The sequence below is a fragment of the Bacillus sp. 205(2023) genome (assembly GCF_037027485.1).
GTDB lineage: Bacteria > Bacillota > Bacilli > Bacillales > Bacillaceae > Bacillus > Bacillus halotolerans.
Map to the genome: position 1 here is coordinate 1 of NZ_JAXCHF010000011.1, position 26,719 is coordinate 26,719.

Annotated in this window: 25 protein-coding genes, 2 tRNA genes and 2 rRNA genes; 22 read left to right on the forward strand and 7 right to left on the reverse strand. The window is 42.7% G+C overall.

Features of this window, described 5'->3' with window-relative positions; all coding sequences use genetic code 11:
- The 9 genes from WA325_RS18615 to tsaD all read left to right on the forward strand — a co-directional run.
- A 23S ribosomal RNA gene (locus WA325_RS18615) occupies positions 1-86 on the forward strand; the annotation flags it as partial.
- Positions 87-140: 54 nt separating this feature from the next.
- A 5S ribosomal RNA gene (rrf, locus tag WA325_RS18620) occupies positions 141-256 on the forward strand.
- Positions 257-278: 22 nt separating this feature from the next.
- Positions 279-355 (forward strand) — tRNA-Met (locus tag WA325_RS18625).
- 56 nt (positions 356-411) lie between these two features.
- Positions 412-488 (forward strand) — tRNA-Asp (locus tag WA325_RS18630).
- A gap of 181 nt (positions 489-669) precedes the next feature.
- Positions 670-1,647, forward strand: coding sequence for a thiamine-phosphate kinase (gene thiL / locus WA325_RS18635; protein WP_336184071.1), 978 nt, complete (start codon positions 670-672; stop codon positions 1,645-1,647).
- Between the two features lie 14 nt (positions 1,648-1,661).
- Positions 1,662-2,138, forward strand: coding sequence for a tRNA (adenosine(37)-N6)-threonylcarbamoyltransferase complex ATPase subunit type 1 TsaE (tsaE, locus tag WA325_RS18640; RefSeq protein ID WP_103672099.1), 477 nt, complete (start codon positions 1,662-1,664; stop codon positions 2,136-2,138).
- Positions 2,119-2,808 carry a tRNA (adenosine(37)-N6)-threonylcarbamoyltransferase complex dimerization subunit type 1 TsaB gene (gene tsaB, locus WA325_RS18645; protein ID WP_105954697.1) on the forward strand — a complete coding sequence of 230 codons (690 nt, stop codon included), beginning with the start codon at positions 2,119-2,121 and terminating at the stop codon, positions 2,806-2,808. Before tsaE ends, tsaB begins: the two co-directional genes overlap by 20 nt.
- 9 nt (positions 2,809-2,817) lie before the next feature.
- Entirely contained in the window at positions 2,818-3,273 is a 456-nt protein-coding gene (gene rimI / locus WA325_RS18650; RefSeq protein WP_336184072.1) for a ribosomal protein S18-alanine N-acetyltransferase, read from the forward strand.
- Positions 3,266-4,306 carry a tRNA (adenosine(37)-N6)-threonylcarbamoyltransferase complex transferase subunit TsaD gene (tsaD, locus tag WA325_RS18655; RefSeq protein WP_059293401.1) on the forward strand — a complete coding sequence of 347 codons (1,041 nt, stop codon included), beginning with the start codon at positions 3,266-3,268 and terminating at the stop codon, positions 4,304-4,306. The genes rimI and tsaD overlap by 8 nt, the downstream gene beginning before the upstream one ends.
- Positions 4,307-4,532: 226 nt before the next feature.
- Here the strand turns inward: tsaD and WA325_RS18660 are convergent, their stop codons facing one another.
- Positions 4,533-6,461, reverse strand: coding sequence for an ABC-F family ATP-binding cassette domain-containing protein (locus WA325_RS18660; protein ID WP_248339755.1), 1,929 nt, complete (start codon positions 6,459-6,461; stop codon positions 4,533-4,535).
- Between the two features lie 126 nt (positions 6,462-6,587).
- On the opposite strand from WA325_RS18660, the gene moaC reads away from it, so the two are divergent.
- Genes moaC through tatC form a run of 4 tightly spaced genes read left to right on the forward strand, consistent with a single transcriptional unit; the run spans position 6,588 to position 8,704 of the window.
- On the forward strand, positions 6,588-7,100 hold the full coding sequence (moaC, locus tag WA325_RS18665; protein WP_336184073.1) for a cyclic pyranopterin monophosphate synthase MoaC: 513 nt from the start codon (positions 6,588-6,590) through the stop codon (positions 7,098-7,100).
- The gene (locus WA325_RS18670; protein ID WP_105954702.1) at positions 7,097-7,744 is read left to right on the forward strand and encodes a redox-sensing transcriptional repressor Rex; all 648 of its coding nucleotides are present in this window, start codon (positions 7,097-7,099) and stop codon (positions 7,742-7,744) included. Before moaC ends, WA325_RS18670 begins: the two co-directional genes overlap by 4 nt.
- 21 nt (positions 7,745-7,765) lie before the next feature.
- Positions 7,766-7,939 carry a sec-independent protein translocase protein TatAY gene (gene tatAY / locus WA325_RS18675; RefSeq protein WP_010333210.1) on the forward strand — a complete coding sequence of 58 codons (174 nt, stop codon included), beginning with the start codon at positions 7,766-7,768 and terminating at the stop codon, positions 7,937-7,939.
- 6 nt (positions 7,940-7,945) lie between these two features.
- Positions 7,946-8,704: a twin-arginine translocase subunit TatC gene (gene tatC / locus WA325_RS18680; protein WP_082687911.1), complete on the forward strand. Its 759-nt coding sequence runs from the start codon at positions 7,946-7,948 to the stop codon at positions 8,702-8,704.
- 45 nt (positions 8,705-8,749) lie between these two features.
- On the opposite strand, the gene WA325_RS18685 is transcribed toward tatC, so the two are convergent.
- On the reverse strand, positions 8,750-8,941 hold the full coding sequence (locus WA325_RS18685; RefSeq protein ID WP_024120410.1) for a DUF4305 domain-containing protein: 192 nt from the start codon (positions 8,939-8,941) through the stop codon (positions 8,750-8,752).
- On the reverse strand, positions 8,938-9,672 hold the full coding sequence (locus WA325_RS18690; RefSeq protein ID WP_024120411.1) for a CPBP family intramembrane glutamic endopeptidase: 735 nt from the start codon (positions 9,670-9,672) through the stop codon (positions 8,938-8,940). The genes WA325_RS18685 and WA325_RS18690 overlap by 4 nt, the downstream gene beginning before the upstream one ends.
- A 238-nt stretch (positions 9,673-9,910) precedes the next feature.
- Here WA325_RS18690 and groES point away from each other — a divergent pair, with 238 nt between their 5' ends.
- From groES to WA325_RS21510, 3 genes are all read left to right on the forward strand, one after another.
- Positions 9,911-10,195: a co-chaperone GroES gene (groES, locus tag WA325_RS18695; RefSeq protein WP_003155970.1), complete on the forward strand. Its 285-nt coding sequence runs from the start codon at positions 9,911-9,913 to the stop codon at positions 10,193-10,195.
- Between the two features lie 46 nt (positions 10,196-10,241).
- Positions 10,242-11,876 (forward strand): chaperonin GroEL, encoded by a 1,635-nt coding sequence (gene groL / locus WA325_RS18700; protein WP_010333214.1) that lies wholly within the window; start codon positions 10,242-10,244, stop codon positions 11,874-11,876.
- 955 nt (positions 11,877-12,831) lie between these two features.
- Positions 12,832-13,827 (forward strand): alpha/beta hydrolase family protein, encoded by a 996-nt coding sequence (locus WA325_RS21510; RefSeq protein WP_407707945.1) that lies wholly within the window; start codon positions 12,832-12,834, stop codon positions 13,825-13,827.
- A 90-nt stretch (positions 13,828-13,917) separates the two neighbouring features.
- Here the strand turns inward: WA325_RS21510 and WA325_RS18715 are convergent, their stop codons facing one another.
- On the reverse strand, positions 13,918-16,425 hold the full coding sequence (locus WA325_RS18715; protein ID WP_336184074.1) for a tetratricopeptide repeat protein: 2,508 nt from the start codon (positions 16,423-16,425) through the stop codon (positions 13,918-13,920).
- Between the two features lie 233 nt (positions 16,426-16,658).
- Here WA325_RS18715 and gutB point away from each other — a divergent pair, with 233 nt between their 5' ends.
- The 3 genes from gutB (at position 16,659) to WA325_RS18730 (ending at position 20,267) form a co-directional block, all read left to right on the forward strand.
- Positions 16,659-17,720 (forward strand): sorbitol dehydrogenase, encoded by a 1,062-nt coding sequence (gene gutB, locus WA325_RS18720; RefSeq protein WP_336184075.1) that lies wholly within the window; start codon positions 16,659-16,661, stop codon positions 17,718-17,720.
- An 83-nt stretch (positions 17,721-17,803) separates the two neighbouring features.
- Positions 17,804-19,192, forward strand: a complete 1,389-nt coding sequence (locus WA325_RS18725) for a glycoside-pentoside-hexuronide (GPH):cation symporter (protein WP_248339760.1) — start codon at positions 17,804-17,806, stop codon at positions 19,190-19,192.
- A 106-nt stretch (positions 19,193-19,298) separates the two neighbouring features.
- Positions 19,299-20,267 carry a carbohydrate kinase family protein gene (locus WA325_RS18730; protein ID WP_336184076.1) on the forward strand — a complete coding sequence of 323 codons (969 nt, stop codon included), beginning with the start codon at positions 19,299-19,301 and terminating at the stop codon, positions 20,265-20,267.
- Positions 20,268-20,331: 64 nt separating this feature from the next.
- Here the strand turns inward: WA325_RS18730 and WA325_RS18735 are convergent, their stop codons facing one another.
- Positions 20,332-21,327 (reverse strand): potassium channel family protein, encoded by a 996-nt coding sequence (locus tag WA325_RS18735; RefSeq protein WP_095714320.1) that lies wholly within the window; start codon positions 21,325-21,327, stop codon positions 20,332-20,334.
- Positions 21,328-21,966: 639 nt separating this feature from the next.
- Between WA325_RS18735 and WA325_RS18740 the strand changes: the two genes are divergently transcribed.
- Positions 21,967-23,388, forward strand: coding sequence for a sugar porter family MFS transporter (locus tag WA325_RS18740; RefSeq protein ID WP_105991260.1), 1,422 nt, complete (start codon positions 21,967-21,969; stop codon positions 23,386-23,388).
- 49 nt (positions 23,389-23,437) lie between these two features.
- On the opposite strand, the gene bdhA is transcribed toward WA325_RS18740, so the two are convergent.
- Positions 23,438-24,478 carry a (R,R)-butanediol dehydrogenase gene (gene bdhA, locus WA325_RS18745; RefSeq protein ID WP_024120423.1) on the reverse strand — a complete coding sequence of 347 codons (1,041 nt, stop codon included), beginning with the start codon at positions 24,476-24,478 and terminating at the stop codon, positions 23,438-23,440.
- 442 nt (positions 24,479-24,920) lie between these two features.
- Here bdhA and walM point away from each other — a divergent pair, with 442 nt between their 5' ends.
- Positions 24,921-25,292 (forward strand): cell wall metabolism protein WalM, encoded by a 372-nt coding sequence (gene walM / locus WA325_RS18750; protein WP_081638245.1) that lies wholly within the window; start codon positions 24,921-24,923, stop codon positions 25,290-25,292.
- Between the two features lie 65 nt (positions 25,293-25,357).
- A complete protein-coding gene (locus WA325_RS18755; RefSeq protein ID WP_322012863.1) occupies positions 25,358-26,404 on the forward strand; it encodes a hypothetical protein in 1,047 nt (348 codons plus the stop codon).
- 31 nt (positions 26,405-26,435) lie between these two features.
- On the opposite strand, the gene WA325_RS18760 is transcribed toward WA325_RS18755, so the two are convergent.
- Positions 26,436-26,594 carry a hypothetical protein gene (locus WA325_RS18760; protein ID WP_164848134.1) on the reverse strand — a complete coding sequence of 53 codons (159 nt, stop codon included), beginning with the start codon at positions 26,592-26,594 and terminating at the stop codon, positions 26,436-26,438.
- Positions 26,595-26,719 lie beyond the last annotated feature (125 nt).

Genomic DNA, 26,719 nt, shown 5'->3' on the forward strand with positions numbered 1-26,719 from the left:
GAAAGATGATCAGGTTGATAGGTCTGAGGTGGAAGTGTGGCGACACATGGAGCTGACAGATACTAATCGATCGAGGACTTAACCTAATTTCTAATGATGTCACACCTGTTATCTAGTTTTGAGAGAACACTCTCAAATTGTTTGGTGGCGATAGCGAAGAGGCCACACCCGTTCCCATGCCGAACACGGAAGTTAAGCTCTTCAGCGCTGATGGTAGTCGGGGGTTTCCCCCTGTGAGAGTAGGACGCCGCCAAGCAGTTTTATCTTAATTATATCATCGCGGGGTGGAGCAGTTCGGTAGCTCGTCGGGCTCATAACCCGAAGGTCGCAGGTTCAAATCCTGCCCCCGCAACCAAAAAAAATATATCCTTTAAAATAAGGAGCCCCCAAAGGGTGCAACCAAATTAAAATGGTCCGGTAGTTCAGTTGGTTAGAATGCCTGCCTGTCACGCAGGAGGTCGCGGGTTCGAGTCCCGTCCGGACCGCCATTTATTGTAAACGAAACGATCATGTTTTCGTTTTTTTTTGTGTTTTCTTTTATTACATCTTTTGCTTGGTATGATAGCCAAGCTTTCTTTATATCGGCAATATCTTGGATATTTCACCATAATCCGATACACTAGATACAGTACATATAAAACATAATCAGACCAAAAGGAGGTTTGGTTAATGGATGAGTTTGATTTAATTAATAGTATTACTCCGCGGACCATTCACCATTCTTCCGTTGATGTAGGAATTGGAGACGATGCCGCTCTTTACACAGCGAAAAACGGTGTGCAGGAAATTGTATGTGTCGATACAATGGTAGAGGACGTGCATTTTAAATTGAGCTATTCTTCGCCGGAGGACATTGGGTATAAGGCGTTGGCTATAAATATAAGTGATATTGCCGCAATGGGAGGTATTCCTAAGTTTTATTTAGTGTCTCTTGCAGTGCCTTCAAAATGGACGGAATCAGAAATCAAGGCAATGTATGAAGGAATGAATGAACTGGCGAAACTATACTGTATGGACCTGATTGGCGGTGATACAGTTTCTACTTCTGATAAACTAGTCGTCACAGTGACTGTGATTGGGGAAGTTGAAAAGGGACGTGCCTGTTTGCGCAGTTTGGCAAAGCCGAATGATATTGTCTTTGTTACTGGTGAAATCGGTTCTTCTGCCGCTGGACTTTCATTGCTGCTAAAAGAGCCCTCTCATCCGGAAACATCATTTGAAACAGATTACTTTATCAATAGGCATAAACGCCCTCACCCAAGAGTGAGTGTTGGCAGACTATGCTCGAACGCTCAGCGTGTGGCTCTTAATGATATTAGTGACGGATTGGCAAGTGAATTGCATGAAATTGCTGAATCCAGCTCTGTTTCAATAGAAATTGACGAGAGCCTTCTTCCAGTTCATCCGGACTTGCCTAAGTTAAATTCCAAATGGAAGGAATGGGCTTTGTTTGGCGGAGAGGATTTTGAGCTGACTGGGACGATCTCAAAGGAAGATTGGGAAGTGTTACAGCAGGAGTGCAGCAGACTTCAACTGCCAATTAAAAAGATTGGATGTGTCCGGGAAAAGACAGAATCCAATGTCATATTAAAGACAGATGAAGAAACAATGACTTTAGAGAAAAAAGGATATAATCATTTTAAATAAGACGGGTGACTCGTGTGAAGCAATTAAAATGGAGAACTGTAAATCCTGAAGAAACAAAAGCGATTGCTAAGCTGACTGCATCGTTTTCAAAGCCTGGGGACGTCCTGACATTAGAGGGCGATTTAGGAGCTGGGAAAACAACCTTTACAAAAGGTTTTGCTGAAGGACTCGGAATTACACGTGTTGTAAACAGTCCGACGTTTACGATCATAAAAGAATATAACGATGGTTCACTTCCTCTTTATCATATGGATGTATACAGAATGGAAGACGAAAGTGAAGATTTAGGACTTGATGAATATTTTCATGGACAAGGTGTCTGCTTAGTGGAATGGGCACATTTAATTGAAGAGCAGCTTCCGCAGGAGCGACTGCAAATTGCCATTAAAAGAGCTGGTGATGATGAAAGAGAGATCACCTTTACAGCTGTGGGGAATCGGTATGAAATGCTTTGTGAGGAGATAAGTAGACATGACAATATTAGCAATTGATACATCGAATTATACTTTAGGCATAGCGCTGCTTCGAGACAACACTGTCATATCAGAATACATGACATATTTAAAAAAGAATCACTCTGTGAGGGCGATGCCTGCTGTTCATTCTTTGCTGAATGATTGTGATATAACCCCGCAGGATCTTTCTAAAATTGTTGTCGCAAAAGGTCCAGGCTCATACACAGGGGTGAGAATCGGTGTAACCATTGCCAAAACGCTTGCCTGGTCTTTAAACATTCCGATTTCTGCTGTTTCAAGTCTTGAAGCGCTGGCGGCAAATGGACGTCACTTTGACGGTCTGATCAGCCCTATATTTGATGCGAGACGCGGACAGGTGTATACAGGTCTTTATGAATATAAAAACGGTCTTTTAGAACAGGCTGTGCCGGATCAAAATGTGATGCTGACAGAGTGGCTGGAGATGCTAAAAGAGAAGGATCGCCCTGTTTTGTTTTTAGGATATGATACATCCATACACAAGGAGACGATACTGGATGTATTAGGGACAAAAGGAATTATAGGGGCTGCGGTTCAGCATAATCCCCGCCCTTCAGAATTGGCTTACTTGGGTGCGGATAGGGAAGCTGCTGATATTCACGGGCTTGTGCCGGATTATTTACGGCTTGCAGAAGCTGAAGCGAAATGGATTGAAAGTCAAAAGTAGGGTGGTAGGATGAAAACAAAAGCAGCAGTCAGAAAAATGCAGCTTGATGATGTTGATCGCGTATACGAAATTGAAACATCCTCCTTTACGTCTCCCTGGACGAAGGATTCGTTTTATCATGAATTGCTTGAAAATCCGTATGCCCACTATCTCGTGATTGAAAAGGACGATTGTATCGCGGGTTATTGCGGGATTTGGATTGTGATGGACGACGCCCAAATCACAAATATAGCGATTAAACCAAAGTATAGGGGCCAGTCTTTAGGAGAAGCACTTTTTCGCTCAGCTCTCGAGCTTTGTAAAGAAAAAGAGGCGAGGCGGCTTTCGCTTGAAGTGAGGGTTTCCAATCACCCTGCTCAAAGTTTATATAAAAAATTCGGGATGCAGCCCGGCGGAATAAGAAAGAACTATTATACTGATAACGGGGAAGATGCGTTAATTATGTGGGTGATGATAAATGAATGAGCAAAAAGATCTTTATATATTAGGAATCGAAACGAGCTGCGATGAAACGGCAGCAGCTATTGTAAAAAACGGAACAGAAATCGTCTCGAACGTTGTGGCCTCTCAAATTGAAAGCCATAAACGATTCGGAGGGGTTGTGCCGGAAATTGCATCAAGACATCATGTGGAGCAAATCACTTTAGTGATCGAAGAGGCTTTCCGTAAAGCAGACATGACATATCGGGACATAGATGCGATTGCAGTTACTGAAGGCCCGGGATTGGTGGGAGCGCTGCTAATAGGGGTAAACGCCGCTAAAGCATTGAGCTTTGCGCATCAGATTCCGTTAGTTGGAGTCCATCATATAGCGGGCCATATCTACGCAAACCGTCTGGTAGAAGAGATTGTTTTTCCAGCGCTTGCATTGGTCGTTTCCGGCGGCCATACGGAATTGGTTTATATGAAAGAACACGGTTCATTTGAAGTAATCGGGGAAACACTCGATGACGCAGCAGGGGAAGCTTATGACAAAGTGGCGAGAACAATGGGTCTCCCGTATCCAGGCGGACCGCAGATTGACAAGCTTGCGGAATCAGGGAATGACACTATTCCTCTGCCTCGCGCATGGCTTGAAGAAGGTTCTTATAATTTCAGCTTCAGCGGGCTGAAATCAGCTGTGATCAATACGCTTCATAACGCGGCTCAAAAAGGACAGGAAATTGCGCCGGAAGATCTTTCTGCCAGTTTTCAGAATAGCGTCATTGATGTCTTAGTGACAAAAACGGCACGCGCTGCAAAAGAATATGGTGTCAAACAGGTTCTTTTGGCCGGCGGAGTAGCTGCAAACAGAGGACTCAGAGCTGCGTTACAGAAGGAATTTTCCCAGCATGAGGGGACGGCGCTCATCATTCCTCCGCTATCCTTATGTACGGATAATGCTGCAATGATTGCTGCGGCCGGTACAATTGCTTTTGAAAAAGGGATTCGCGGATCATATGATATGAATGGCCAGCCTGGTCTTGAATTGACTTCTTACCAAGGTCTCACGACATAATGGCGTGAGGCTTTTTTATTGTTATTAACAGATAATTCTCAATTTATCCACATATCTGTGAGTAATTATGGAGATATAGATGGATAAAGGGGTTGAGAGGCTGTTAATAAAGTGGATAAATTCAGAATATTTTGTGGATACTGTGTATAAACCGCTTTCTTCGTTTGCTTATAAGGCTATTTTCTGTGGATAAAAAGCACCTCTAAAAAAGAGGTGCTTGACTTTTTTAATCTTCTTCTGTGGATAGTTCTTCCCATTCTGATAATAGGTTTTCCAATTCTTGATTGAGTTTCTCGTTGTCAGCGTGGATGGCTTGTACCTTTTCGTGGTCCTGATATACTTCCGGATCACAAAGTAATTCATCATTGTGACTGATTTTTTCTTCTATGGTTTGAACTGTCGTTTCAATTTCTTCTATGCGTCTGAGTCGTTGGCGTTCTTTCTTTTTCCATTCTTTTTCTTCCTCATAAGAACGCTTAGAGTCGGATTTCATTGCAGCCGTTGCCTTTTCAGTTTCCTCTTGCTGTTTCATTTTCTCCAATTCCAGCTGCTGTGTTTTTTTCTCTGTATAATAATCGTAATCTCCGAGATATTCTTCAATATGGTTTGGAGAAAGCTCATATACCCTTGTTGCGATTCTGTTAATAAAATATCTGTCATGTGAGACAAATAACAATGTGCCCGGATAATCGATCAAGGCGTTTTCGAGAACTTCTTTGCTGTCTAAGTCTAGATGGTTCGTCGGCTCATCAAGAATGAGAAAGTTAGCTTTTTGCAGCATCAGCTTTGCCAGGGCCACTCTTGCTTTTTCGCCCCCGCTTAGGGAATAGACGGGTTTAAGCACATCATCCCCGGAGAATAAGAAATTTCCGAGGCACGTTCTGATTTCTTTCTCTTGAAGCTCCGGATACTCGTCCCACAGCTCATCAATGACGCGTTTAGAGGAAGTCAGCTCAGCCTGTTCCTGGTCATAGTAACCGACACTGACATTTGAACCGTACGCTATTGTTCCTTGATCCGGCTTCAGTGTGTTTATTAATGTTTTCAGCAAGGTTGATTTTCCGATTCCGTTGGGACCTACAAGAGCGGCGCTTTCTCCTCTTGTTAGCCTAAACGACACATCTGTCAGAAGCGGCGGCTGGTTTTCATAGCTGATGGCCAGATCCTGAACCCGCAGGACCTCGTTCCCGCTCTGTTTTGTAATGTCGAAATGAAAATTTGCTGATTTTTCGTCGCCGAGCGGTTTTGACATGACGTCCATCCGTTCAAGCTGTTTCCGGCGGCTTTGTGCTCTTTTTGTCGTTGAGGCTCTCGCTAGATTTCGGTCTACAAAGTCCTGCAGCTTGGCGATTTCACCCTGCTGTTTTTCATACAGCTTAAGATCCTTTTCATATTGGGCAGCTTTTTGGTCTAGATAAGCGCTGTAGTTGCCGTGATACTTTTTGCTTTCTGATCTTGATACCTCGTACACCTGGTTCACCACTTTGTCTAAAAAGTAGCGGTCGTGAGAAACAATCAGAATAGCGCCTGAATAGCCTTGTAAATAATGTTCAAGCCAGGTCAGCGTATCAATATCCAGATGGTTGGTCGGCTCATCTAGAATGAGAAGGTCAGGCTGTGTTAACAGAAGCTTACCCAAGGCCAGTCTTGTTTTCTGACCTCCGCTCAGGCTTTGCACCTGTGTTGAATCGTCAAAATGGCTGAAGCCGAGACCGTGCAGCACAGATCTGACATCTGCTTCATATTGATAGCCGCCTTTATCTTTAAATTCCTGTTGCAGGCGGTCGTAGGTTTTCATGATGCTTTCCAGTTCACTTGGGTCAGCTGCCGCCATTTTTTCTTCTATGTTTCGCATTTCTTTTTCCATCGCTTTTAAGTGATCAAAAACAGTCAGCAGCTCTTCTTTTATGGTAAGCTTAGAATCCAAGCCGGTATGCTGGGCCAAATAGCCCATTGTGATATCTTTCGGCTTGATCATTTCACCCTTTTCATATGAAAGGTGACCTGCGATAATTTTAAGGAGTGTAGATTTCCCAGCGCCGTTTCTTCCTACAATTGCGACGCGATCACGGTTTCTGACTTCCAGCTTTATATTGTTTAAAATAGTATCAGCACCAAATGATTTGGAAAGCTGATTAATTTGTAAGATCATCATATTATTTCACCTCTGCTATAATAAGTTAAGTGTAGCTTATGAACCAGAACTCAGCAAACAATACATTGGCCGAATAAGACATAGAGAAGAAAATAGTGTATGATCTGTTTAAGGAGAGTTTTTACTATGAATGGATTTTCTCATTTTAATGAACAGGGCAGAGCCCAGATGGTGGATATCAGCGAAAAATCTTCGACTGTCCGTACTGCGGCGGCTGTATCAAGCGTACACATGAAGAGTGAAGTGTACGAGAAAATAAAAAGCCATGATATCGGCAAAGGAGATGTACTTGCTGTCGCTCAGGTAGCGGGCATTATGGCTGCGAAACAAACATCAAATATCATTCCGATGTGCCATCCGCTATCCTTGAGCGGAGTCGATATTTCGTTTGACTGGAAAATAAAAGAAACAGAAGTTATACTTCATATAAAAGCACAGGTCAAAACAAAAGGGAGTACAGGTGTGGAAATGGAAGCGCTAACTTCTGCATCGGTGTGTGCCCTTACTGTTTACGATATGTGCAAGGCGCTTGATAAGGGGATGGTCATCGGCCCTACCTGCTTGCTGGAAAAGTCAGGCGGGAAAAACGGTGACTTTAAAAGAGAACTATCCGAGTATAATTTGGAGGACCAAAAATGAATAAGGATCAATCAAAAATTCCGCAGGCGACGGCAAAACGGCTGCCGCTTTATTATCGCTTTTTAAAGAATCTCCATGCGTCAGGAAAACAGCGTGTATCATCCGCTGAACTCAGCGATGCCGTAAAGGTTGATTCTGCCACGATTCGCAGGGATTTTTCCTATTTTGGAGCTCTTGGCAAAAAAGGATACGGATATAATGTCGATTATTTGCTGTCATTTTTCCGAAAAACGCTGGATCAGGATGAAATGACAGACGTTATCCTGATTGGTGTCGGAAACTTAGGAACAGCGTTTCTTCACTATAATTTCACAAAAAATAATAACACAAAAATTTCTATGGCTTTTGATATAAATGAGAGTAAAATAGGAACTGAGGTAGGCGGTGTGCCCGTCTTTAACCTCGATGATCTTGAAAAACATGTAACAGGCGAATCAGTTGCCATTCTGACAGTGCCCGCAGTTGCGGCTCAATCGATTACCGACAGATTGGTTGCGTTAGGGATCAAGGGTATTCTTAATTTTACGCCGGCCCGTTTGAATGTGCCGGAACACATTCGAATTCATCATATAGATTTAGCTGTAGAGCTTCAGTCACTGGTTTATTTCTTGAAGCATTATTCTGTTTTAGAGGAAATCGAGTAACCGGAAAGGAGGAGCCCAAATATGCCGATCGGTCCTGGAAGCCTTGCTGTTATCGCAATCGTTGCTCTGATTATCTTTGGCCCCAAAAAGCTGCCTGAGTTGGGAAAAGCGGCTGGAGACACACTTCGTGAATTCAAAAACGCTACTAAAGGATTAGCGAGTGATGATGAGGAAAAAAAGAAAGAGAATCAGTAAGTTAGGATGACACAAATGAAAGTGAATCAAATGTCGCTGCTGGAGCATATTGCGGAGCTTCGAAAACGATTGCTGGTTGTGGCGCTGGCGTTTGTCGTTTTCTTTATCGCGGGATTTTTTTTAGCGAAGCCGATTATAGTGTATCTGCAAGAAACGGATGAAGCGAAGGAGCTCACGCTCAACGCGTTTAATCTGACAGACCCGCTTTATGTGTTTATGCAGTTTGCGTTTATCATCGGGATTGTCCTGACTTCGCCGGTTATTCTTTATCAGCTTTGGGCTTTTGTGAGCCCGGGCCTCTATGAAAAGGAGCGCAAAGTAACGCTCAGCTACATTCCGATCTCTATTTTGCTGTTTTTAGCGGGTTTATCTTTTTCCTATTATATTTTATTTCCTTTTGTTGTCGATTTTATGAAACGGATTTCTCAGGATTTGAATGTCACTCAGGTGATTGGGATTAATGAATATTTTCATTTTCTTCTGCAGCTGACGATTCCGTTTGGACTGTTGTTTCAAATGCCGGTCATCCTTATGTTTTTGACAAGGCTTGGAATTGTGACACCGATGTTCTTAGCGAAAATCAGAAAGTATGCGTACTTTACGCTGCTTGTGATTGCTGCTCTGATTACACCACCTGAGCTTTTGTCTCATATGATGGTGACTGTTCCGCTCTTGATTTTGTATGAAATCAGTATTTTAATATCGAAGGCTGCCTATCGGAAAGCGCAGAAAAGCAGTGCTGCCGATCAGGACGTTTCTTCTTAGCCAACATAAAAAATCCATTTCTCATAGAAGAGAAATGGATTTTCTTTATTTCTGGTTCTTCTTTATTTTAAAAGAAAAGGCGAACATCTTAAAAGAAATGCTGATGTTGTATGCAGCGAACACCATCAGCAGGATGGAGTAAAATGACCACATGCTGCCTGGCGAGCTTGCGGCGAGATAAGTAAAGATGCACCCTACGGCAAAGTAGATCATTCCCCACACTATCGGGTTTCTCATGAAAATAATCCTCCAATAATCAATTGCATTTGTGTGCTTTGCTGTTCAAGGTATTTCTGAACAGGCTCAAGCTGCATAATGACGACGAATGTATTCATCATTACATGGGCGAAAATCGGCACCCAAATCCGTTTGGTTCTCGCATATAGAAATGCAAAGGTAAAGCCCATTGCCGTATACAGCAGAAGGTGCGTCAAATCAGCATGAACAATTCCGAAAATAATGGAGCTGATCAGTCCGGCAATAAAGAAATTTGTTTTTTCGTACAGCGCGCCGAAAATGATTTTTCTGAAGATGATTTCTTCTAATATAGGCCCGATGATAGAAGAAACGATAATCATGAGCGGAACTGCCTGAATCACATCCAGGATGGCTTTTGTATTTTCTGATTCTCTTCCGATGCCAAATACATAATATTCAATAGAACCGGCTATTCCTTGAGAGAAAAGGGCTATGAAAAAACCGGCTATCGCCCAAAGGATCGAAAGTCCGACCGAGTCTTTCTTTTCGTTTCGCAGCGTAGTTTTAGGCACAGTTCTGAGAATGAGCAAAACAACAATCAGACAGGCAATAAAACTGATGACGGACCATAATCCCTGCGCGTACAGCAGATTTTCTTTTGTGGGCTGTCCTCCCGCATAACCGAATTTAAATAACAAGGGAATCCCGATTACTGCGGAAAACTGCATGATGATATATGTCAAAATAATAAACCAATACTGTTTTCTCAAATGGTATGTACTCCTTTGTTAAATGGGTTTCTTTTGTCTACAGCTATTGTAACATAATTGAATCGGGGGTGAAAAAGCCAAGGGATATCTGAGCGGAAAAGAATGATGTAAGCGTGAAAAATTTTTTATCTTATCACTTGAAATTGGAAGTGAGATTCTTTATTATAAGAATTGTGTTAGCACTCTTTAGTGCTGAGTGCTAAAATTACATATTCATACTATTGAGGAGGTTATTACATTGTTAAAGCCATTAGGTGATCGCGTTGTCATTGAACTCGTAGAATCTGAAGAAAAAACTGCCAGCGGAATTGTGTTACCGGATTCTGCAAAAGAAAAGCCGCAAGAAGGCAAAATCGTGGCAGCTGGTTCAGGTCGCGTGTTAGAAAGCGGAGAGCGCGTTGCTTTAGAAGTAAAAGAGGGCGACCGCATTATCTTCTCAAAATACGCAGGTACTGAAGTGAAATACGAAGGTACTGAATACTTAATCTTACGTGAAAGCGACATTTTAGCTGTTATCGGCTAATTCTTAAATAAACAAATACTTAAAAATTCGAGGAGGTTTCGTACACATGGCAAAAGATATTAAGTTTAGTGAAGAAGCTCGCCGCGCAATGCTTCGCGGTGTTGATGCACTTGCTGATGCTGTAAAAGTAACTTTAGGACCAAAAGGACGCAACGTGGTTCTAGAGAAAAAATTCGGTTCTCCGTTAATCACTAATGACGGTGTAACAATCGCTAAAGAAATCGAACTTGAAGACGCGTTTGAAAACATGGGTGCTAAGCTTGTAGCTGAAGTAGCCAGCAAAACAAACGACGTTGCCGGTGACGGTACAACAACTGCGACAGTTCTTGCGCAAGCAATGATCCGTGAAGGCCTTAAAAACGTTACAGCAGGCGCTAACCCTGTAGGCGTGCGTAAAGGTATGGAACAAGCTGTAAACGTTGCGATCGAGAATCTGAAAGAAATTTCTAAGCCAATTGAAGGCAAAGAATCTATCGCTCAGGTTGCTGCGATCTCTGCTGCTGATGAGGAAGTCGGAAGCCTTATCGCTGAAGCAATGGAGCGCGTAGGCAACGACGGCGTTATCACAATCGAAGAGTCTAAAGGCTTCACAACTGAGCTTGAAGTTGTTGAAGGTATGCAATTTGACCGCGGATATGCGTCTCCTTACATGGTAACTGATTCTGATAAGATGGAAGCGGTTCTTGACAATCCTTACATCTTAATCACAGACAAAAAAATCACAAACATTCAAGAAATCCTCCCTGTGCTTGAGCAGGTTGTTCAGCAAGGCAAACCATTGCTTCTGATCGCTGAGGATGTTGAAGGTGAAGCTCTAGCAACACTTGTTGTGAACAAACTTCGCGGCACATTCAACGCAGTGGCTGTTAAAGCTCCTGGATTCGGTGACCGCCGTAAAGCAATGCTTGAAGACATCGCTGTCCTTACTGGCGGAGAAGTCATCACAGAAGACCTTGGCCTTGACCTGAAATCTACTGAAATCGGACAATTGGGACGCGCTTCTAAAGTTGTGGTTACAAAAGAAAACACAACAATCGTTGAAGGCGCTGGCGAAACAGATAAAATTTCTGCACGCGTCACTCAAATCCGCGCTCAAGTGGAAGAAACAACTTCTGAGTTCGACAGAGAAAAATTACAAGAGCGTCTTGCTAAACTTGCTGGCGGCGTAGCTGTCATCAAAGTCGGCGCTGCAACTGAAACTGAGCTGAAAGAGCGTAAACTTCGCATCGAAGACGCCCTGAACTCAACTCGTGCAGCTGTTGAAGAAGGCATCGTATCCGGCGGTGGTACAGCGCTTGTAAACGTATATAACAAAGTCGCTGCAGTTGAAGCTGAAGGTGATGCGCAAACAGGTATCAACATCGTGCTTCGCGCACTTGAAGAGCCAATCCGTCAAATCGCACACAACGCTGGTCTTGAAGGATCTGTCATCGTTGAGCGCCTCAAAAACGAAGAAATCGGCGTAGGCTTCAACGCTGCAACTGGCGAATGGGTAAACATGATTGAAAAAGGTATCGTTGACCCAACGAAAGTAACACGCTCTGCACTGCAAAACGCAGCTTCTGTAGCAGCAATGCTCTTAACAACTGAAGCTGTTGTCGCTGACAAACCGGAAGAAAATGCCGGCGGCGCAGGAATGCCTGACATGGGCGGCATGGGCGGTATGGGCGGCATGATGTAACCCGACAAAAAATCCTTGATAAACAAGGGTTTGTCGGCAACGGACGTCATTTTTGATGCCCTTTTGATGCCATTTATAGATTTTCGAGGCTTCTCATGAGTTCACTGAACTTGTGAGAGGCTTCTTTTTTTTTCTGTCTTTTGTGGTTTGATTTTTTTAGCACTGTTTTATATCGATTTTCAATAGTTTTGATAAACGGTAGGTAACCTCGATATAGACTATTCTATCGACTAAAATACAAAATTCTCATCATACAATGCATGCTTTATTTGCACCTTGACTTTGTTTTGATTTACTTTGTGATTTTTAAGGACGCGCAGGACCTCGTCTTCGACTGCTGAAAACCAGAAGTGAGTTGAATTCCATCGTCTCGAAAAATAACAAAAGGCATTTCTTGGAATGCATCGAGAAGGTTTCAGCTTATTCTGGGCTTATCCATGATATTATGAGCGGAAATAAGTAATTGAAATAATAAGAGCCCTTATCCACAAAGAGGAAGGCATTGAGTTATTTATTTTTGGTCATTTTCTATATCCATTCACTTATGGGGTTGAAAATTATTCGTCCCAACCTTTGTTACCTTTCTCTCTATTGCAGACAGGAGACAATATTGGTATACTCTCATACGACAAAAAAAGACCCCGTTATCTAGATAAATAGTGCCACCAACACTTTTAGACGGTTTCCTCTAGGAAAGCACTGTCAAAGAGAAATCCTGTTAAAATGTCTATTTGTGCTGCTTTTTTTAGCTACTAAAAGACGATGTTTTCCTTGCAATAGGAACTCGTCTTTTTTGTTAAGAATAAAGAGAGACAGAATAATGACATCTGATCCCCAAAAATTCACTGTCGATGAAGTTAGATTCTTGATAAGATCCGTCCCGACTCTATGGAGACAGACAATCCAATTATCAACTCTAATATTAGTTTTTTTGATTATCAAGGAGGACTTAATAGTGCATTTCTCAAAAATGATAGATCGCTTGGCTTTATATGATTTACACAGAAAAAGAAGCAAAGAAAAACATTTTTCTGCAGCTTTTACAGCCGATATAGATGATAGAGAAGAATTTTACAGTGCAAATATAGCTGATGTTTCAATTGATTTGAATGAGTCAGGAAAAAATTATAAGGTTGGAACATTTAGCTATGAATCTTTAATTCAATCTGGGAATCCTGTTAATGACACTTTAAAAGGGGAGGTTTTTTTAAATGAAAATGATATAGATCAACCAAATGTTATCTTTGTACACGGCTGGCGCATGGATTCGTTCGATAGAATCAAAAAAATATTTCATAATCGTATAATGAACGATTTAGGCTGGAACATGTTTTATTATTCTCTACCATACCATTTTGAAAGAGAACCGGAAAATTCACTGTATAGTGGCGAGTTGATGATTAGTGCAAACATTGATCGTACAATTGAGTCGACAAGACAGTCTATTGTAGATTTACGCGCGTTAATTCACTGGATAAAAGCAAATAAAAAAGGGCCTGTTATTATAGCGGGAGTAAGCTTAGGGGGATGGGTTACTAATCTAATTGCAACCCTAGATTCTCAAATTGATGTAGCGGTATCAATCTTTTATGCCAATCGCCTTTCTTATTCGATATGGAACACGATCCCGGGTAAATTTATAAGAGAGGAATTAGAACAAAATAGTGTGACCTATGAAGATTTAGTGAAATATTGGAATATCACAGATCCTAGTCAAGCCGTGCCAAAAGTTAATAAAGATAACATTCTGCTGATTTCAGCTAAACACGATCAATATATTGACTTAAAAGATGCAGATTATTTATGGGAAAGTTGGGGGAAGCCCACAAGATATGTCTACAATTGTGGTCATTCCGGTATTGTTCTTTGTCGCAAAAAGCTGGCAAATGATACGCTTTCCTTTATACGAGAAAGAATACATACGGGAAAACCTGGTTCAGTACATTTGTAGACCTTAATAAGAAACGAAAGGCCAACTGCGACTTCAGTTGGCCTTTCCTATTTATAATAAAGAAACAGCATGAGATTTCTGACAGAACAACTATGAGTAATAGTCGTTTTCTTTAATCACCATTGCCAGTTCTTCCACCTCACCCCGAATCCCAATCGCAGGCTCCCACGAATCAATCAAACGAATCGCCTTTTGATTTGATTCCATAGCTTCCGCATGATCTCCTTTACGATGCAACAGCTGCGCCATCCCATAATAATAATAAATCAACTCAACCTGATTCGCGTTATGTTTGTCATAAAGCATTTGCTCAAAAGCTTCTTCCGCTTTCTCAAACTGACCACATTTCACGTAAGCCACACCTAAATTAAAATAGGCTTCTATCGTTTTTTCGCCCCCATACATGGAGCTGATTAGATTTGCCGCTTCGTATAATTGAATGGCTACTTCATTATGACCTTTCGCAAAGCCCAGATCTCCGCGAACCAATAGAACTCTGTGCTGAATCGCAGGGGAAATCGGTTTATCTTTGATTTCGGTTAAAATCGCTTCCGCTTTTTCATGATTTCCGGCTTTTAAATACAGCCTCGATTGCAGTGCGAGTCCCCATACCTTTAAATCGTGAACGTCTTGCTCTTCAGTGTCTGATTGTTCCAGCGTTTTCAGGCCGGCTTCAATTTGCTGAAGCGCCCAGTCTAAATCATTGACTTCCATCAGTGCCCAGCCTGCTGTGTCGATTCGGAAGAATGCTTCTCGTGTGTGTTGGCCTAATTGATGGGCGGCATCGGCGGCTTTGCATCCGTATTCGATTCGCAGGGGCAGGTTGATTCTGCTTAGGAAATGGCTGATGCGGGTGATGAGTTCAATTAGGATTTCATTTTGTCCAGTTTCGCTTGACCATTTGATCACCTTTAGGATGTTTGGCCATTCTTTTTTGATTTGGTCCAAATCACGTCCCAAGAGATAGCTCCAATAGATAGAGTTTGGCTGTTCCCGCTTTAAGTGGGTTTCTGCATAATGAATATAATAGTGCGCCAAGCGGCTGCGGGCTTCTTTTTCATACTTCTGATTTTCGGATAAGTGCTGTTCTCCGTAGGCGACAACGGTTTGATGGGCGAAGTACTGTGTACTTCCTTTGCTTCGTTCGGGCTGAATCAGAGCAAAAGACCGCATTTGTTCAACTGCGTAATGGAAACGGCGAGCGTCTAATCCGGCTGCTGCCGCCAGGCTTTTTTCATCTGGCGGCTTGCTGAAAAAGCATAGCGCCTGCCATAGCTTCCGGGTGTCTTCATTGCATCTGTGCCATGTGCGCCCAAATAGAAAATCAAACAGATCTAATAGTGAGTAGCCTGCTTTTCCGAGCTCATGAATCAGCTGCCGAGCGGGCATGTCATCGTCTGACATATAGGCGATGCTGAGTGCCATGGCTTTCGGGTTTCCGGCAGTTGCTGAAATGAACTCGCTCTTCAGTTCTGGAGACAGTTCCAGCAGCTGCGCCAGCTTTGCTCGTTTAGTTGGGTCGTTGCACATTTGCAGGCAGCGGTTCACTTCTTGATGAAAATATTCTAGGGCATCTGTTTGGTCAAGGCCGCTCAGCTGGATGGTTACCATTTCTCCGAAGCCTTCCCGATAGGTTTGCTTCAAGTTTTCACGTGCTGTGAGGAGGACTTTCACGCCTTGGGGCAGGCTGGTGATAAATTCGTGAATGTCTCTTTCGGCAGTGTCTATGCTGTCCACGATCAGCAGTACCGGTTTTTCTCTGGTGTAATTGGCCAAAGCATTGCGGACGACAAATCGTTTTTCGTTTATGGATTTATCAATTTGTTCCGTTCGCCCGAGCTGGTATGCAATCGTATTTAAAAAATCGCTAAAGCTTAATCCTTTCCAATCAGCACTGAGCCAGATGATGCTGTTGAATGCCGGCCAATCTGAGGAATCGCCGATACAGGAATAGGCTGCTTCTAGAGCAGTTGTCGTTTTTCCCATGCCTGCCCATCCGGTAATTAAACAGACGGGTGATGGGGAAAGCATCCATTGCCGTATCGCCTCGATGTCAAATCTCCGTCCTATAAAGTGACCCGACCAGCGTGACGGTAAGTTGTGTGTCAAAGGCATCTGTTCTGTAAGCGCATTCGTTTTATGGTCGAGAATATCGGGAAATAAACGTTTGACTGTTTTTTCAATATCTTGATCAAGCGGTGCTCCGAATGAGTTGTCCTGCCGTACTATTTTCGCTTTTTTAAGGCATGAGGCCGCCCATACAGGCAGTGCAGGTTTGATTACCGGTATAGTGGTGGTCTCAAGCAGGTCGGTAAACCACTGTATATTCATATCGGTTTTTTCAAGAATGATCCAGATCATTCCGAACAGTTTTCCGTCTTCGATTCTTCCGGGGACATAGTTCACACCCATCTGTCCGATCCAGCTTTTAATCGTGTTTGGGGAAACTCCCAGCTGGTGTGAAATGTTGTCTAAATAAGACTGTCCTGTTTTTTCGTTCTTATTCCTTCTGACTTTATAATCTGGATGAAGTTTTAATGACTTTACGCCAGGTGCCAGCAATTCCGCAAATTGTTTTCGATCTTCAAGTTCAGCCATAAAACCTGCACCTCCTATTAGTACTATTTTATCAATCCTGCTAGTTTTGTATATGAAAAATCAAAAAGTACAGTGCGGCTGTCCTTTTATACAGCAGGAAAGGCTGTTGAACGTGCTGAAAAGCAGATAAAATGAGGGCAGTAACAGAAAACGCAAAAATGTATGCACTTACATTTCTTGATGAAGCGGCCATATGCCGTTAGAAGTATTCATAAAGAAAGGAATTTGCCGTAATGACTCACACAGTACCTAAAACCATGAAAGCTGCTATTATGCATAACACAAGAGAAATCAGAATAGAAACATTGCCTGTACCTGACATCAGCCAGGATGAAGTATTGATTAAGGTAATGGCTGTCGGGATTTGCGGATCGGATCTGCATTACTATACAAACGGCAGAATAGGCAACTATGTAGTGGAGAATCCATTTATCCTCGGACATGAGTGCGCGGGAGAAATCGCGGCTGTCGGCTCGTCTGTTGATCAATTCAAAGTCGGTGACCGCGTCGCTGTGGAACCTGGTGTTACGTGCGGACGCTGTGAAGCGTGCAAAGAAGGGCGTTATAACCTTTGTCCGGATGTACAGTTTTTGGCCACACCGCCGGTAGACGGCGCGTTTGTACAATATATCAAAATCAGACAGGACTTTGTTTTCTCCATTCCAGATTCACTTTCCTATGAGGATGCTGCCTTGATTGAACCGTTTTCTGTCGGCATTCATGCAGCGGCGAGAACGAAGCTTCAGCCAGGATCAACGATTGCGATTATGGGGATGGGCCCTGTTGGATTAATGGCTGTCGCGGCCGCTAAAGCATTTGGAGCAAGTACAATCATTGTGACCGACTTAGAGCCGCTGCGGTTAAATGCCTCGAAAAAAATGGGAGCTACTCATGTGATTAATATCCGTGAACAGGATGCTCTTGAAGAAATTAAAAAAATCACAAATGATAGAGGCGTTGACGTTGCTTGGGAAACAGCGGGGAATCCTGCGGCACTGCAATCTGCATTGGCTTCTGTACGACGCGGCGGAAAGCTTGCGATTGTCGGTTTGCCTTCTCAGAATGAAATTCCGCTAAATGTGCCATTTATCGCAGACAATGAGATTGATATATACGGCATCTTCCGTTATGCCAATACGTATCCAAAAGGAATTGAATTCCTTGCTTCGGGTATTGTTGACACGAAGCACCTTGTGACGGATCAATATGCGCTGGAGCACACGCAAGAGGCGATGGAGCGGGCACTGCAATTTAAGAATGAATGTTTAAAAGTGATGGTTTATCCGAATAGCTGAGTGAACAGGGAGAATCTCGTATTCTCCCTCTTATTTACTGGATTTGTACTCAATATTGAAAACGGATTCATGGGGTGGAAAAGATGATTCAAACAGAAAAAGCAACGGTAATGAAGGCGAAACATCAAACAAAATCCAGTGCCGGTCTGTCCTGGCTTGAACGAATCGGGTACGGCTTCGGTGATATGTCGTATAATATTGTGTTTCAATTTGTAAACGCATACCTGCTGTTTTATTATACGGACATCGGCGGCATACAGCCTGCGGTCATCGCCACATTATTTCTTGTTGTGCGGGTGCTGGATGCTATTTTTGACCCGATTATGGGGGTTATTTTAGATAAAACGAACACAAGGTGGGGAAAGGCAAGGCCTTATCTGCTGTGGGTTGCATTTCCTTTCGCATTATTTACTGTCCTGTGTTTCACCACTCCTCACTTTGGAGCAACGGGAAACATCATATATGCGTATATTACCTATATTCTGCTCGGCATGTCCTTTAGTATGCAAACGATTCCAGTGAACAGCTTAACGGGCCGGATTACGAATTCTGTAAAAGAAAGAACGGTATTAACAACGACTCGTATGATCTTGGTTTATGTCGGAATCCTTCTATCCATCTCCTGTGCAACACCGCTTGCAGCAGCTTTGGGAGGAGAGAACCAGGCATTTGGGTTTCAGATGACGGCTCTCGTCTATGCCATTGTAAGCATCGCTTTGAATCTCTTTAGTTTCTTTACTGTGCGTGAGCGGATTGCGCCTAAGAAAACAAAGAAACAGGGAATGAAAAAGACGTTATCCGTTTTGTTTCAAAACAAACCTTTGCTGATTCTAACGTCATCATTTTTAGCATTTGCAATCGGGTTTAATATTAAAATCAGTACAATGGTGTACTACTTTACGTATAACGTGAATCAAAAGGAATTGGTGTTCTTTGGAACCGTTTTATTTTTTGGCGCAGCCCTCATCAGTAACTTGTTTATTCCATACTTTTCTGAGAAATGGGGCAGGAAAAATGTGATGATCATATCGGCTGCTTTGTCACTGATCTCGTATGCAGGTCTGCATTTTACGGCGTATTCTTCGGTGACGCTCATTTTCATCTGGCTATTTGCTTCAGGGTTCTTTACAACCCCTTTAAATACGCTTGCTTGGGGAATGGTTGCCGATTGTGTTGATTATGCGGAATGGAAGACAGGGGTTCGTGCCGACGGAGTGGTGATTTCCAGTATGAGTTTTATCAATAAGTTAGGTGTTGCACTGGCCGGTTCGTTTTCTGCCATCTATTTAGGAATCGCAGGATATGTGGCGAATACTGATCAAACCGTGACGTCACTGAATGCGATTAAACATATGAATGCCTTAATTCCGGGTCTATTTATTTTACTCTCTATCATCATCATAGCCTTTTATCCTTTAACTGAAAAAAGATATAAACAGATCATCACTGAGCTTGAGAAGAAATCCAGGTAAGTGAATATATTTAATATTTCCAATATTCGATGTAAAAGGTTGTATTTATGACTGAAAGTAATATACTGAGACTGTAATCTAGAATATGTAAAAAGAGTGTGATAACATGCGAAGTCAGTCTGTTGTTTGTATTGGGGAGTTATTGATCGATTTCTTTTGTACCGATGTAGACGTTGATTTAAAGAAAGGGCGTCAATTTTTAAAAAGTGCCGGCGGTGCACCGGCAAATGTGTCAGCGGCGATTGCCAAGCTGGGAGGGGACGCTGCTTTCGCAGGAAAAGTAGGGAAGGATCCCTTTGGGTATTTTCTGAAGCAAACGTTAGATGCTGTTCATGTGGATACCTCTATGCTGGTGATGGATGAGAAAGCACCTACAACGCTTGCTTTTGTTTCATTAAAGAATAATGGAGAGCGCGATTTTGTTTTCAATAGAGGCGCGGATGCTCTGTTTACGATCGAAGATGTCGATCAGGATAAAATGAATCAAGCGAAAATCCTTCATTTTGGCTCAGCGACGGCATTGTTATCTGATCCATTTTGTACAGCCTATTTACGGCTTATGTCCATTGCGAAGGATAAAGGGCAATTTCTTTCATTTGATCCTAACTATCGAGGGGATTTATGGAAGGGAAGAGTCTCTGAGTTTGTTAGTGCTGCAAAAAAAGCCATTGCTTTAAGTGATTTTGTTAAGGTGAGTGACGAGGAGCTGGAGATCATCACTGGTGCGAAGGATCATGAAGAGGGCGTCAATATCCTCCATGGTATCGGAGCCAAGATGGTTGCCGTGACCCTTGGGAAAAACGGAACATTGCTGTCTAATGGCAAGGAACATGAAATCATTCCGAGTATTCCTGTCACTTCGATTGATTCTACAGGAGCGGGAGACGCTTTTGTCGGAGCGGCTTTATTCAAATTAGCTGGTACAGATAAGATTCAAACGGTAGAAACTGATTTTGAGCAGCTGCGTGATATCGTGTCTTTTGCCAATAAGGTGGGCGCTCTTGTCTGCACCAAAATTGGAGCGATTGATGCGCTGCCGCGTATGAAAGAGATTGAAGCTTCTTTATCTTTGTAATTAAAATCGAGGATGTTTCTTAAAAGTCTTTTGGACTTTTGGGAGGCATCCTCTTTTTTACCCCTTACTCTTGTGCAGGCCACTTACGCGCACCCGCTTGAACAATGCCCAAAAGCAATTGCCGCCGTTCTTTTAAAGATTTGACCGCTGTTCGAAATGTTTGCTCCGATAGGGTTGGGATGCCGCAATCCCTTAGCTTCAAGAGGTTGGGCTCCGGCGGTTCTTGTTCAGCCGGATGGATATATGCTGTATGAACGGTGTCTAAGTAGTTTTTGACACTTGAGCGCGCTTCTTTTATGTGCAGCTGATTCGGAAGGTACTGCTTTGGAATGCCATATGTCAAAATGGTTAACGCTTCATCCAGTACAGTGACTGCAATGACGGAAGATTCCTCGCGCTGTGTGCTATGGTAAAAATGAAGAATGGGGAAGGCGTTATGCTGAGCGGTCAGCTTTCCCAGCTCTGAAGAAAATGTGACGAGAAGCAAATCCATGTCGTGAAAATGTCTCCCGTTCCACGCAGTTTGGACAATCGCTGTTCCGTTATGCCCAAGACTCAGTACACTCTGGGCGAATGAGCGCTTTTGATTAACCGCACTCAAGACAGAAATCAAGTACGTGACAGAAAAAGTAATCGTAAGCAGACCTTCAGCTGTAGCACCGACTGTCACAAGCTTCCAAAGGGCACCGTTCGGTGTAAGGTCACCATTTCCTAATGTAAACATCACATATCCAGAAAAATAAGCCCGGTCTGACCAGGAGGCTGGTTCTTTACTTTGAGTAACTACGAGAGAGTGAGGATCACTTGAGAAGATAAAAGTCCAGCCGCTCCAAAATAAACCGATCCACACCAATAATGTCATGCATAACAGCAGCGGCCCTGCCGTACTGAGAACCTTTGCGTGATCTCCGCTGATCTTACGGAAGCCTTTCCACAGCCATGCAGACAAACATCTTGTGATCGGACCGGCCCCGCTCTCAAGCCATAATGTTGTCCATATAAAATCAATCATCCCCGCTGCCAACAATAAAATTCCTGCAAAGATATAAATCTCATTCAATTTTATTGCCTCCTCCTATTCAATAAGAGCCAGCCATTTAGCCATCTTTATTTTCCTCTTCTATTTCCTTTTATCTTGAATCTAAAACAATCATTTGAATGTTTGAGCAGCGAATCATGCAGAGAAGATTTGTGTAGGGGAAGTTACCCAACACTTACTCATTTCGATGAAGACAGAAATGAAACAGAAATTCACAGATAATACATACTGATTCCACATTTCCGGCAAGAAAAAAGTTCAATTTCCCCATAAAGTGGTCATTTTACTGACATGAAGTTAAGGAATTTTCAGAAATTTATATTGACTGAAAGCGTTTTTGAAATTATGATAATATCAGAAGTGACAAATATATCACTATGATATTACTATAACAACACTATAAAGTGACTATAAAATAACAATTCATTAAGTCAGACACCAAAAATATACCCATTGTTGTTTAGTAATAAATGAAATCGCTTCCAAATCAATTGACTTCAACACATGCTGAAAAAGAAGGGAAGGTTATAAAGCCAGTGAAAAAAGACATTTTGAACTTTTTTCTGCGGCCTGCTCACGGCATTTGAGGAAGGCGGCAGCCCTAGAATACGTTTTTGAAATACGAAGTGACCGATTTTGAAAAAGACTGGGGGAAACGGTATGAATACAAAAGGCAGTCAAATGTCATTTTTACGCACAATTATTTTAGTTTCGACTTTCGGCGGGCTTCTCTTCGGTTATGATACCGGGGTATTAAATGGAGCTTTACCATATATGGGTGAGCCTGATCAGCTTAATCTTAATGCTTTCACAGAGGGGCTCGTCACCAGTTCTCTTCTTTTTGGAGCTGCACTTGGAGCTGTGCTTGGCGGAAGAATGTCTGATTTTAACGGACGCCGTAAAAATATTCTTTTCCTCGCCATTATATTTTTTATCTCAACGATTGGGTGTACACTGGCTCCAAACGTAACAATCATGATCATCTCCCGTTTTGTGCTTGGAATTGCCGTCGGGGGCGCATCAGTGACGGTGCCTGCTTATTTAGCGGAAATGTCACCTGTGGAAAGCAGAGGACGGATGGTGACCCAGAATGAATTAATGATTGTATCCGGACAGCTATTGGCCTTTGTTTTTAATGCCATCCTCGGGACGACAATGGGAGACAGCTCCAATGTATGGAGATTTATGCTCGTAATAGCGTCTCTTCCGGCCATATTCCTGTTTTTTGGAATGATCAGAATGCCTGAGAGTCCTCGCTGGCTTGTTTCAAAAGGAAGGAATGAAGATGCTTTAGGGGTTTTGAAGAAAATCAGGGACGAAAAACGCGCTGCTTCTGAGCTGGCTGAAATTGAATCCGCTTTCAAAAGAGAGGATAAACTTGAGAAAGCTACGTTTAAAGATCTTGCAGTGCCATGGGTGCGCCGGATTGTATTTATAGGAATCGGAATTGCAATTGTACAGCAAATTACGGGTGTAAACTCCATCATGTATTACGGCACTGAAATTTTAAGAGATTCCGGATTCCAAACGGAAGCAGCGCTGATCGGAAATATTGCCAATGGTGTGATCTCCGTCCTGGCCACGTTCGTCGGAATTTGGCTGCTCGGTAAAGTCGGTCGCCGGCCGATGCTGATTACAGGGCTGATCGGAACGACAACGGCATTGCTGCTGATCGGGATATTTTCACTTGTGCTGGAAGGATCGCCTGTGCTTCCATATGTGGTTCTGTCATTAACGGTTTCGTTCCTGGCGTTTCAGCAGGGTGCGATTTCACCAGTGACATGGCTGATGCTTTCAGAAATTTTCCCGCTGCGCCTTCGCGGTCTGGGAATGGGTGTTACGGTATTCTGCTTGTGGATGGTCAATTTCGCAGTCAGCCTGACATTCCCTATTTTGATGGCAGGCATTGGGTTATCAACAACGTTCTTCATCTTCGTTGCGCTGGGAATTTGCTCGATTCTGTTTGTGAACAAGTTTTTACCGGAAACAAAAGGTCTTTCGCTTGAGCAGCTTGAGGAAAGCTTCCGTGCTCATGATCGCAGTGAGGTTAAAGAAGAGTCCGGCGCTGAAGTGATTGGCTAAGTGGAATAAAAAGAATCCGCACTTGAATGCGGATTCTTTTTTTGTATGTTTAGTTTGGTCTGACAAGAATTTTCACTTGGTTTTTCTCTTTGATCAGAGCTCCGAAGCCTTCTTCGATTAAATCGTCTAAGACAATCTTTTTCGTAACGAGTTTATCGGCTGAGAAATAGCCTTCTTTCATTAATGACAATACAGCTGGGAATACGTCACGGTACCCGATGATTCCTTTCACTGTACGCTCTTTGATTACGATATCGTTTGGATGAATTTCAGCGCCTTTTTCCCAGATGCTGACGATCACTGTCTCACCGGCGATTGTTGTAGATTGGATCGCTTGGCGTAAAACGACTGGAACCCCGGTTACTTCAAAGGCTACGTCAACGCCGCCTCCTGTAAGGTCTGCGATATGTGCCACTACATCGTCTGTTTTGGACGGATCCACGATAATGGCGCCGAGCTCCTCAGCTTTTTGCTGGCGCTCAGGTGAGAGCTCAACAGCATAAATTTCAGTAGCACCCGCAGCTTTCAGCGCTTCAATGACAAGAAGTCCGATCGGGCCGCAGCCGAATACAGCCGCTTTGTCACCGGCTTTGATTTTGCTTGAGCGGACAGCGTATAAAGCGACCGCAGAAGGTTCAACGAGTGCGCCTTGTTCATATGATAATTCCTCAGGAAGTTTGAATAACAGCTCTTCATCTACAGAAACGTATTCAGAGAATCCGCCGCCGCCTCCGGCTAAGCCGAGGAATCCCATTTGTTCATCAAGGTTGTACGCACCCTGATGTCCGTGTGTTGCAAAAATCGGTTCCACAACGACTCGGTCTCCGACTTTATAGTTTTCAACGCCTTCCCCGACTTCAACAACTTCACCGGAGAATTCATGACCCATTGTGACAGGTGCTGTTTCTTTTGTTAAAGGATGGGGTTTGTCCACCGGGATAAAGATCGGGCCTCCTAAATACTCGTGTAAATCACTGCCGCAGATGCCGCACCATTTGACTTTGATCTTGACTTTTCCCGGTTCCGCTTTTGGCTCTTCAATATTTTCAATACGGATATCCTTTTGGTTATGCCATCTAGCTGCCTTCATGGATTACCACTCCTATATCTTTTGATATGAGTAATTCCGCACCGATCAATATGAACTGTTCACAAAATCGCCATTTTTAAAAACCAAAAAAAGATAAAACTTATATATAATATAATCTACGTTTTTTTGAAAAAAGAAACTTTGAAGAAAAAAGAGTCTCGCACACTCTTTTTTCTTTATGATGAGAGAGTATGATTGGTTTACATAACTATGAATTTGGCTTGAACAATACGGTAATGGTTCGTTCATATTGAATGCGACAACTACTCTATCAACAATTATAACGCTAATGCTGTAATTATAATAGGATAATCTTCCATGGTTTATTTTAGCAGAGGGGATTTTTTTCGACTTTGTAACATTACTGTAAGGATATTGAAATAAAAAATCCCTGGTTGATCGTGTATAATTTTTCCTAGATGTTAACAAACAGGGGGACGAAATGTTGAAGAAAGTCATTTTAGCCGCTTTTATCTTAGTAGGAAGTACTTTGGGAGCTTTCAGTTTTTCGGCAGATGCCAGTGCAAAACACGTGAACGGAAATATTACTTGGTATAACGGAGTTGGGAAAAAAGGCTCTTCAGGTAAAAAACTTGGACATTGGGACTGTGCGACAAAGATCGGATTTGACGTACCTAGAAATGGGACAAAAATCAGAGCTTATGCTAAAGCGAAGCCTAAAAAGGTGATTACGGTTTATAAAAATGATGTTGGCAGAATGCCTCACGCAGTGCTGGATGTAAGCCCTAAAGCGTTTAAAGCGCTGGGATACCCATTAAGCAAAGGAAAAGTAGCGGGACATTACAGCTATTAATACATAGTTTAAATCTGTAAAGCAAGAAGTCGCATTCTTGCTTTTTCTATTGGTGGAGATAAGAGATGAAAAAAGGAATCGTTTTATTGGCAATCATCGTTGTTTTGGCGGCAGCTGCGGGTTTTATGTTTTATTCTTTTAAAGATAAAGGCAGTGAGAGTGCCGACGATGTTTCCGTGAACACGGAGAACAGTGAGAAGCTTCTGGTTTCGATTACCGATACCGATCTTCTGACGAAGTATTATGAAAATGATAAGGTGATCCACGAGGCGAAGCTGACCAGCTATCCGGCATTTGCCTTGGACCAAGAGCAGCAGGCGCTCTATTATACAAGCAATAACGATCAAAATGAGATGAGGCTTTTTAAGCTTGATCTTAAGTCTGATAAGAAAACTATGCTTTATAAAGGTCCGGAAAGCGCGGACAGCTTGTTTTTATCAAAGGATCGCTCAAAAATCTATTTTCGTTTAGGGAAAGCGGACGAAAGTAATTTTCGTATCGCATCCTTTGATTTGAAAACGAAGAAGTACAAAAACCTGTATCCTGCCGCTACTGACCAGGATGACAGTGTCAGCAGCTTCTTTTATAACCAAAAAACAGATTCATTTGCATTGCTTCATTATTCTGTAGAAGAAGATTACAAAAAAACGGATGAAGCCAATGAGAAGGGAATCGATCCTGAACCGACAAAGATTCATTTTTCGGCCGGTCATGAAAGCGGCCTTCATGAGCTTAAGAGCCTGGAGCAGTTTATCAGTGACATTGCTGTTTCCGATGACGATAAACGTATTCTGTTTACGTCATATACACAAAAAGGCACGGAGCAAACAGCTTCTATTCAAATGCTGAATGCAGACACGAAAACCTACGAAAAAATCATTTCAAATCAGAAAACATTTAAGCTGTTAATTGACGCGCAGCCGCAGTTCTCCAAGGACGGAAAGAAGATTTATTTCCTTGCCGAAGCCAAAGGGGCTAAAAAGCTGAAGGACGAAACTGGGCGTGAAGCCAAGGTTCGGACAATTTATTCTTATGACCTTGATACGAAGACGTTCAAAAAAGTATGGGAAAATCCGAATGGCATCATCAACAGCTTTTCTGTCATCAACTGAAAAAATCACTCAGCAAATGCTGAGTGATTTTTTAATGGACGAGGTGCAGGGCAAATGATCCGAGCCATTTAAAGAAACGAATGATCGGTATGGACCAATTCATAAGTTCCGCACATGAGTTTATAGCCAAGTTCAACTTTTTGGCTGAAGCTCGTTTCTTCAGGTCAGCCTGCTGTTGGTTTTTGATCACATCATCACCCCTCATATCCATATTATACCATAACAGAAAGTGAAAAAGCCCGAAACGTTTACAGTTTTGGGCTTCATTATCTCGGCCTCTCGTCAAAATCGGGAGGCCGTGCTATTGGATATAAA

Coding starts and splice junctions, on each gene's coding strand:
- tsaB (WP_105954697.1), top strand. CDS start 2,119: ATGACAATATTAGCAATTGATACATCGAATTATACTTTAGGCATAGCG.
- thiL (WP_336184071.1), top strand. CDS start 670: ATGGATGAGTTTGATTTAATTAATAGTATTACTCCGCGGACCATTCAC.
- WA325_RS18740 (WP_105991260.1), top strand. CDS start 21,967: ATGAATACAAAAGGCAGTCAAATGTCATTTTTACGCACAATTATTTTA.
- WA325_RS18660 (WP_248339755.1), bottom strand. CDS start 6,461: ATGATGATCTTACAAATTAATCAGCTTTCCAAATCATTTGGTGCTGAT.
- tatAY (WP_010333210.1), top strand. CDS start 7,766: ATGCCGATCGGTCCTGGAAGCCTTGCTGTTATCGCAATCGTTGCTCTG.
- moaC (WP_336184073.1), top strand. CDS start 6,588: ATGAATGGATTTTCTCATTTTAATGAACAGGGCAGAGCCCAGATGGTG.
- walM (WP_081638245.1), top strand. CDS start 24,921: ATGTTGAAGAAAGTCATTTTAGCCGCTTTTATCTTAGTAGGAAGTACT.
- WA325_RS18730 (WP_336184076.1), top strand. CDS start 19,299: ATGCGAAGTCAGTCTGTTGTTTGTATTGGGGAGTTATTGATCGATTTC.
- tsaD (WP_059293401.1), top strand. CDS start 3,266: ATGAATGAGCAAAAAGATCTTTATATATTAGGAATCGAAACGAGCTGC.
- gutB (WP_336184075.1), top strand. CDS start 16,659: ATGACTCACACAGTACCTAAAACCATGAAAGCTGCTATTATGCATAAC.
- WA325_RS18725 (WP_248339760.1), top strand. CDS start 17,804: ATGATTCAAACAGAAAAAGCAACGGTAATGAAGGCGAAACATCAAACA.
- bdhA (WP_024120423.1), bottom strand. CDS start 24,478: ATGAAGGCAGCTAGATGGCATAACCAAAAGGATATCCGTATTGAAAAT.
- WA325_RS18685 (WP_024120410.1), bottom strand. CDS start 8,941: ATGAGAAACCCGATAGTGTGGGGAATGATCTACTTTGCCGTAGGGTGC.
- WA325_RS18755 (WP_322012863.1), top strand. CDS start 25,358: ATGAAAAAAGGAATCGTTTTATTGGCAATCATCGTTGTTTTGGCGGCA.
- tatC (WP_082687911.1), top strand. CDS start 7,946: ATGACACAAATGAAAGTGAATCAAATGTCGCTGCTGGAGCATATTGCG.
- rimI (WP_336184072.1), top strand. CDS start 2,818: ATGAAAACAAAAGCAGCAGTCAGAAAAATGCAGCTTGATGATGTTGAT.
- WA325_RS18715 (WP_336184074.1), bottom strand. CDS start 16,425: ATGGCTGAACTTGAAGATCGAAAACAATTTGCGGAATTGCTGGCACCT.
- groL (WP_010333214.1), top strand. CDS start 10,242: ATGGCAAAAGATATTAAGTTTAGTGAAGAAGCTCGCCGCGCAATGCTT.
- WA325_RS18670 (WP_105954702.1), top strand. CDS start 7,097: ATGAATAAGGATCAATCAAAAATTCCGCAGGCGACGGCAAAACGGCTG.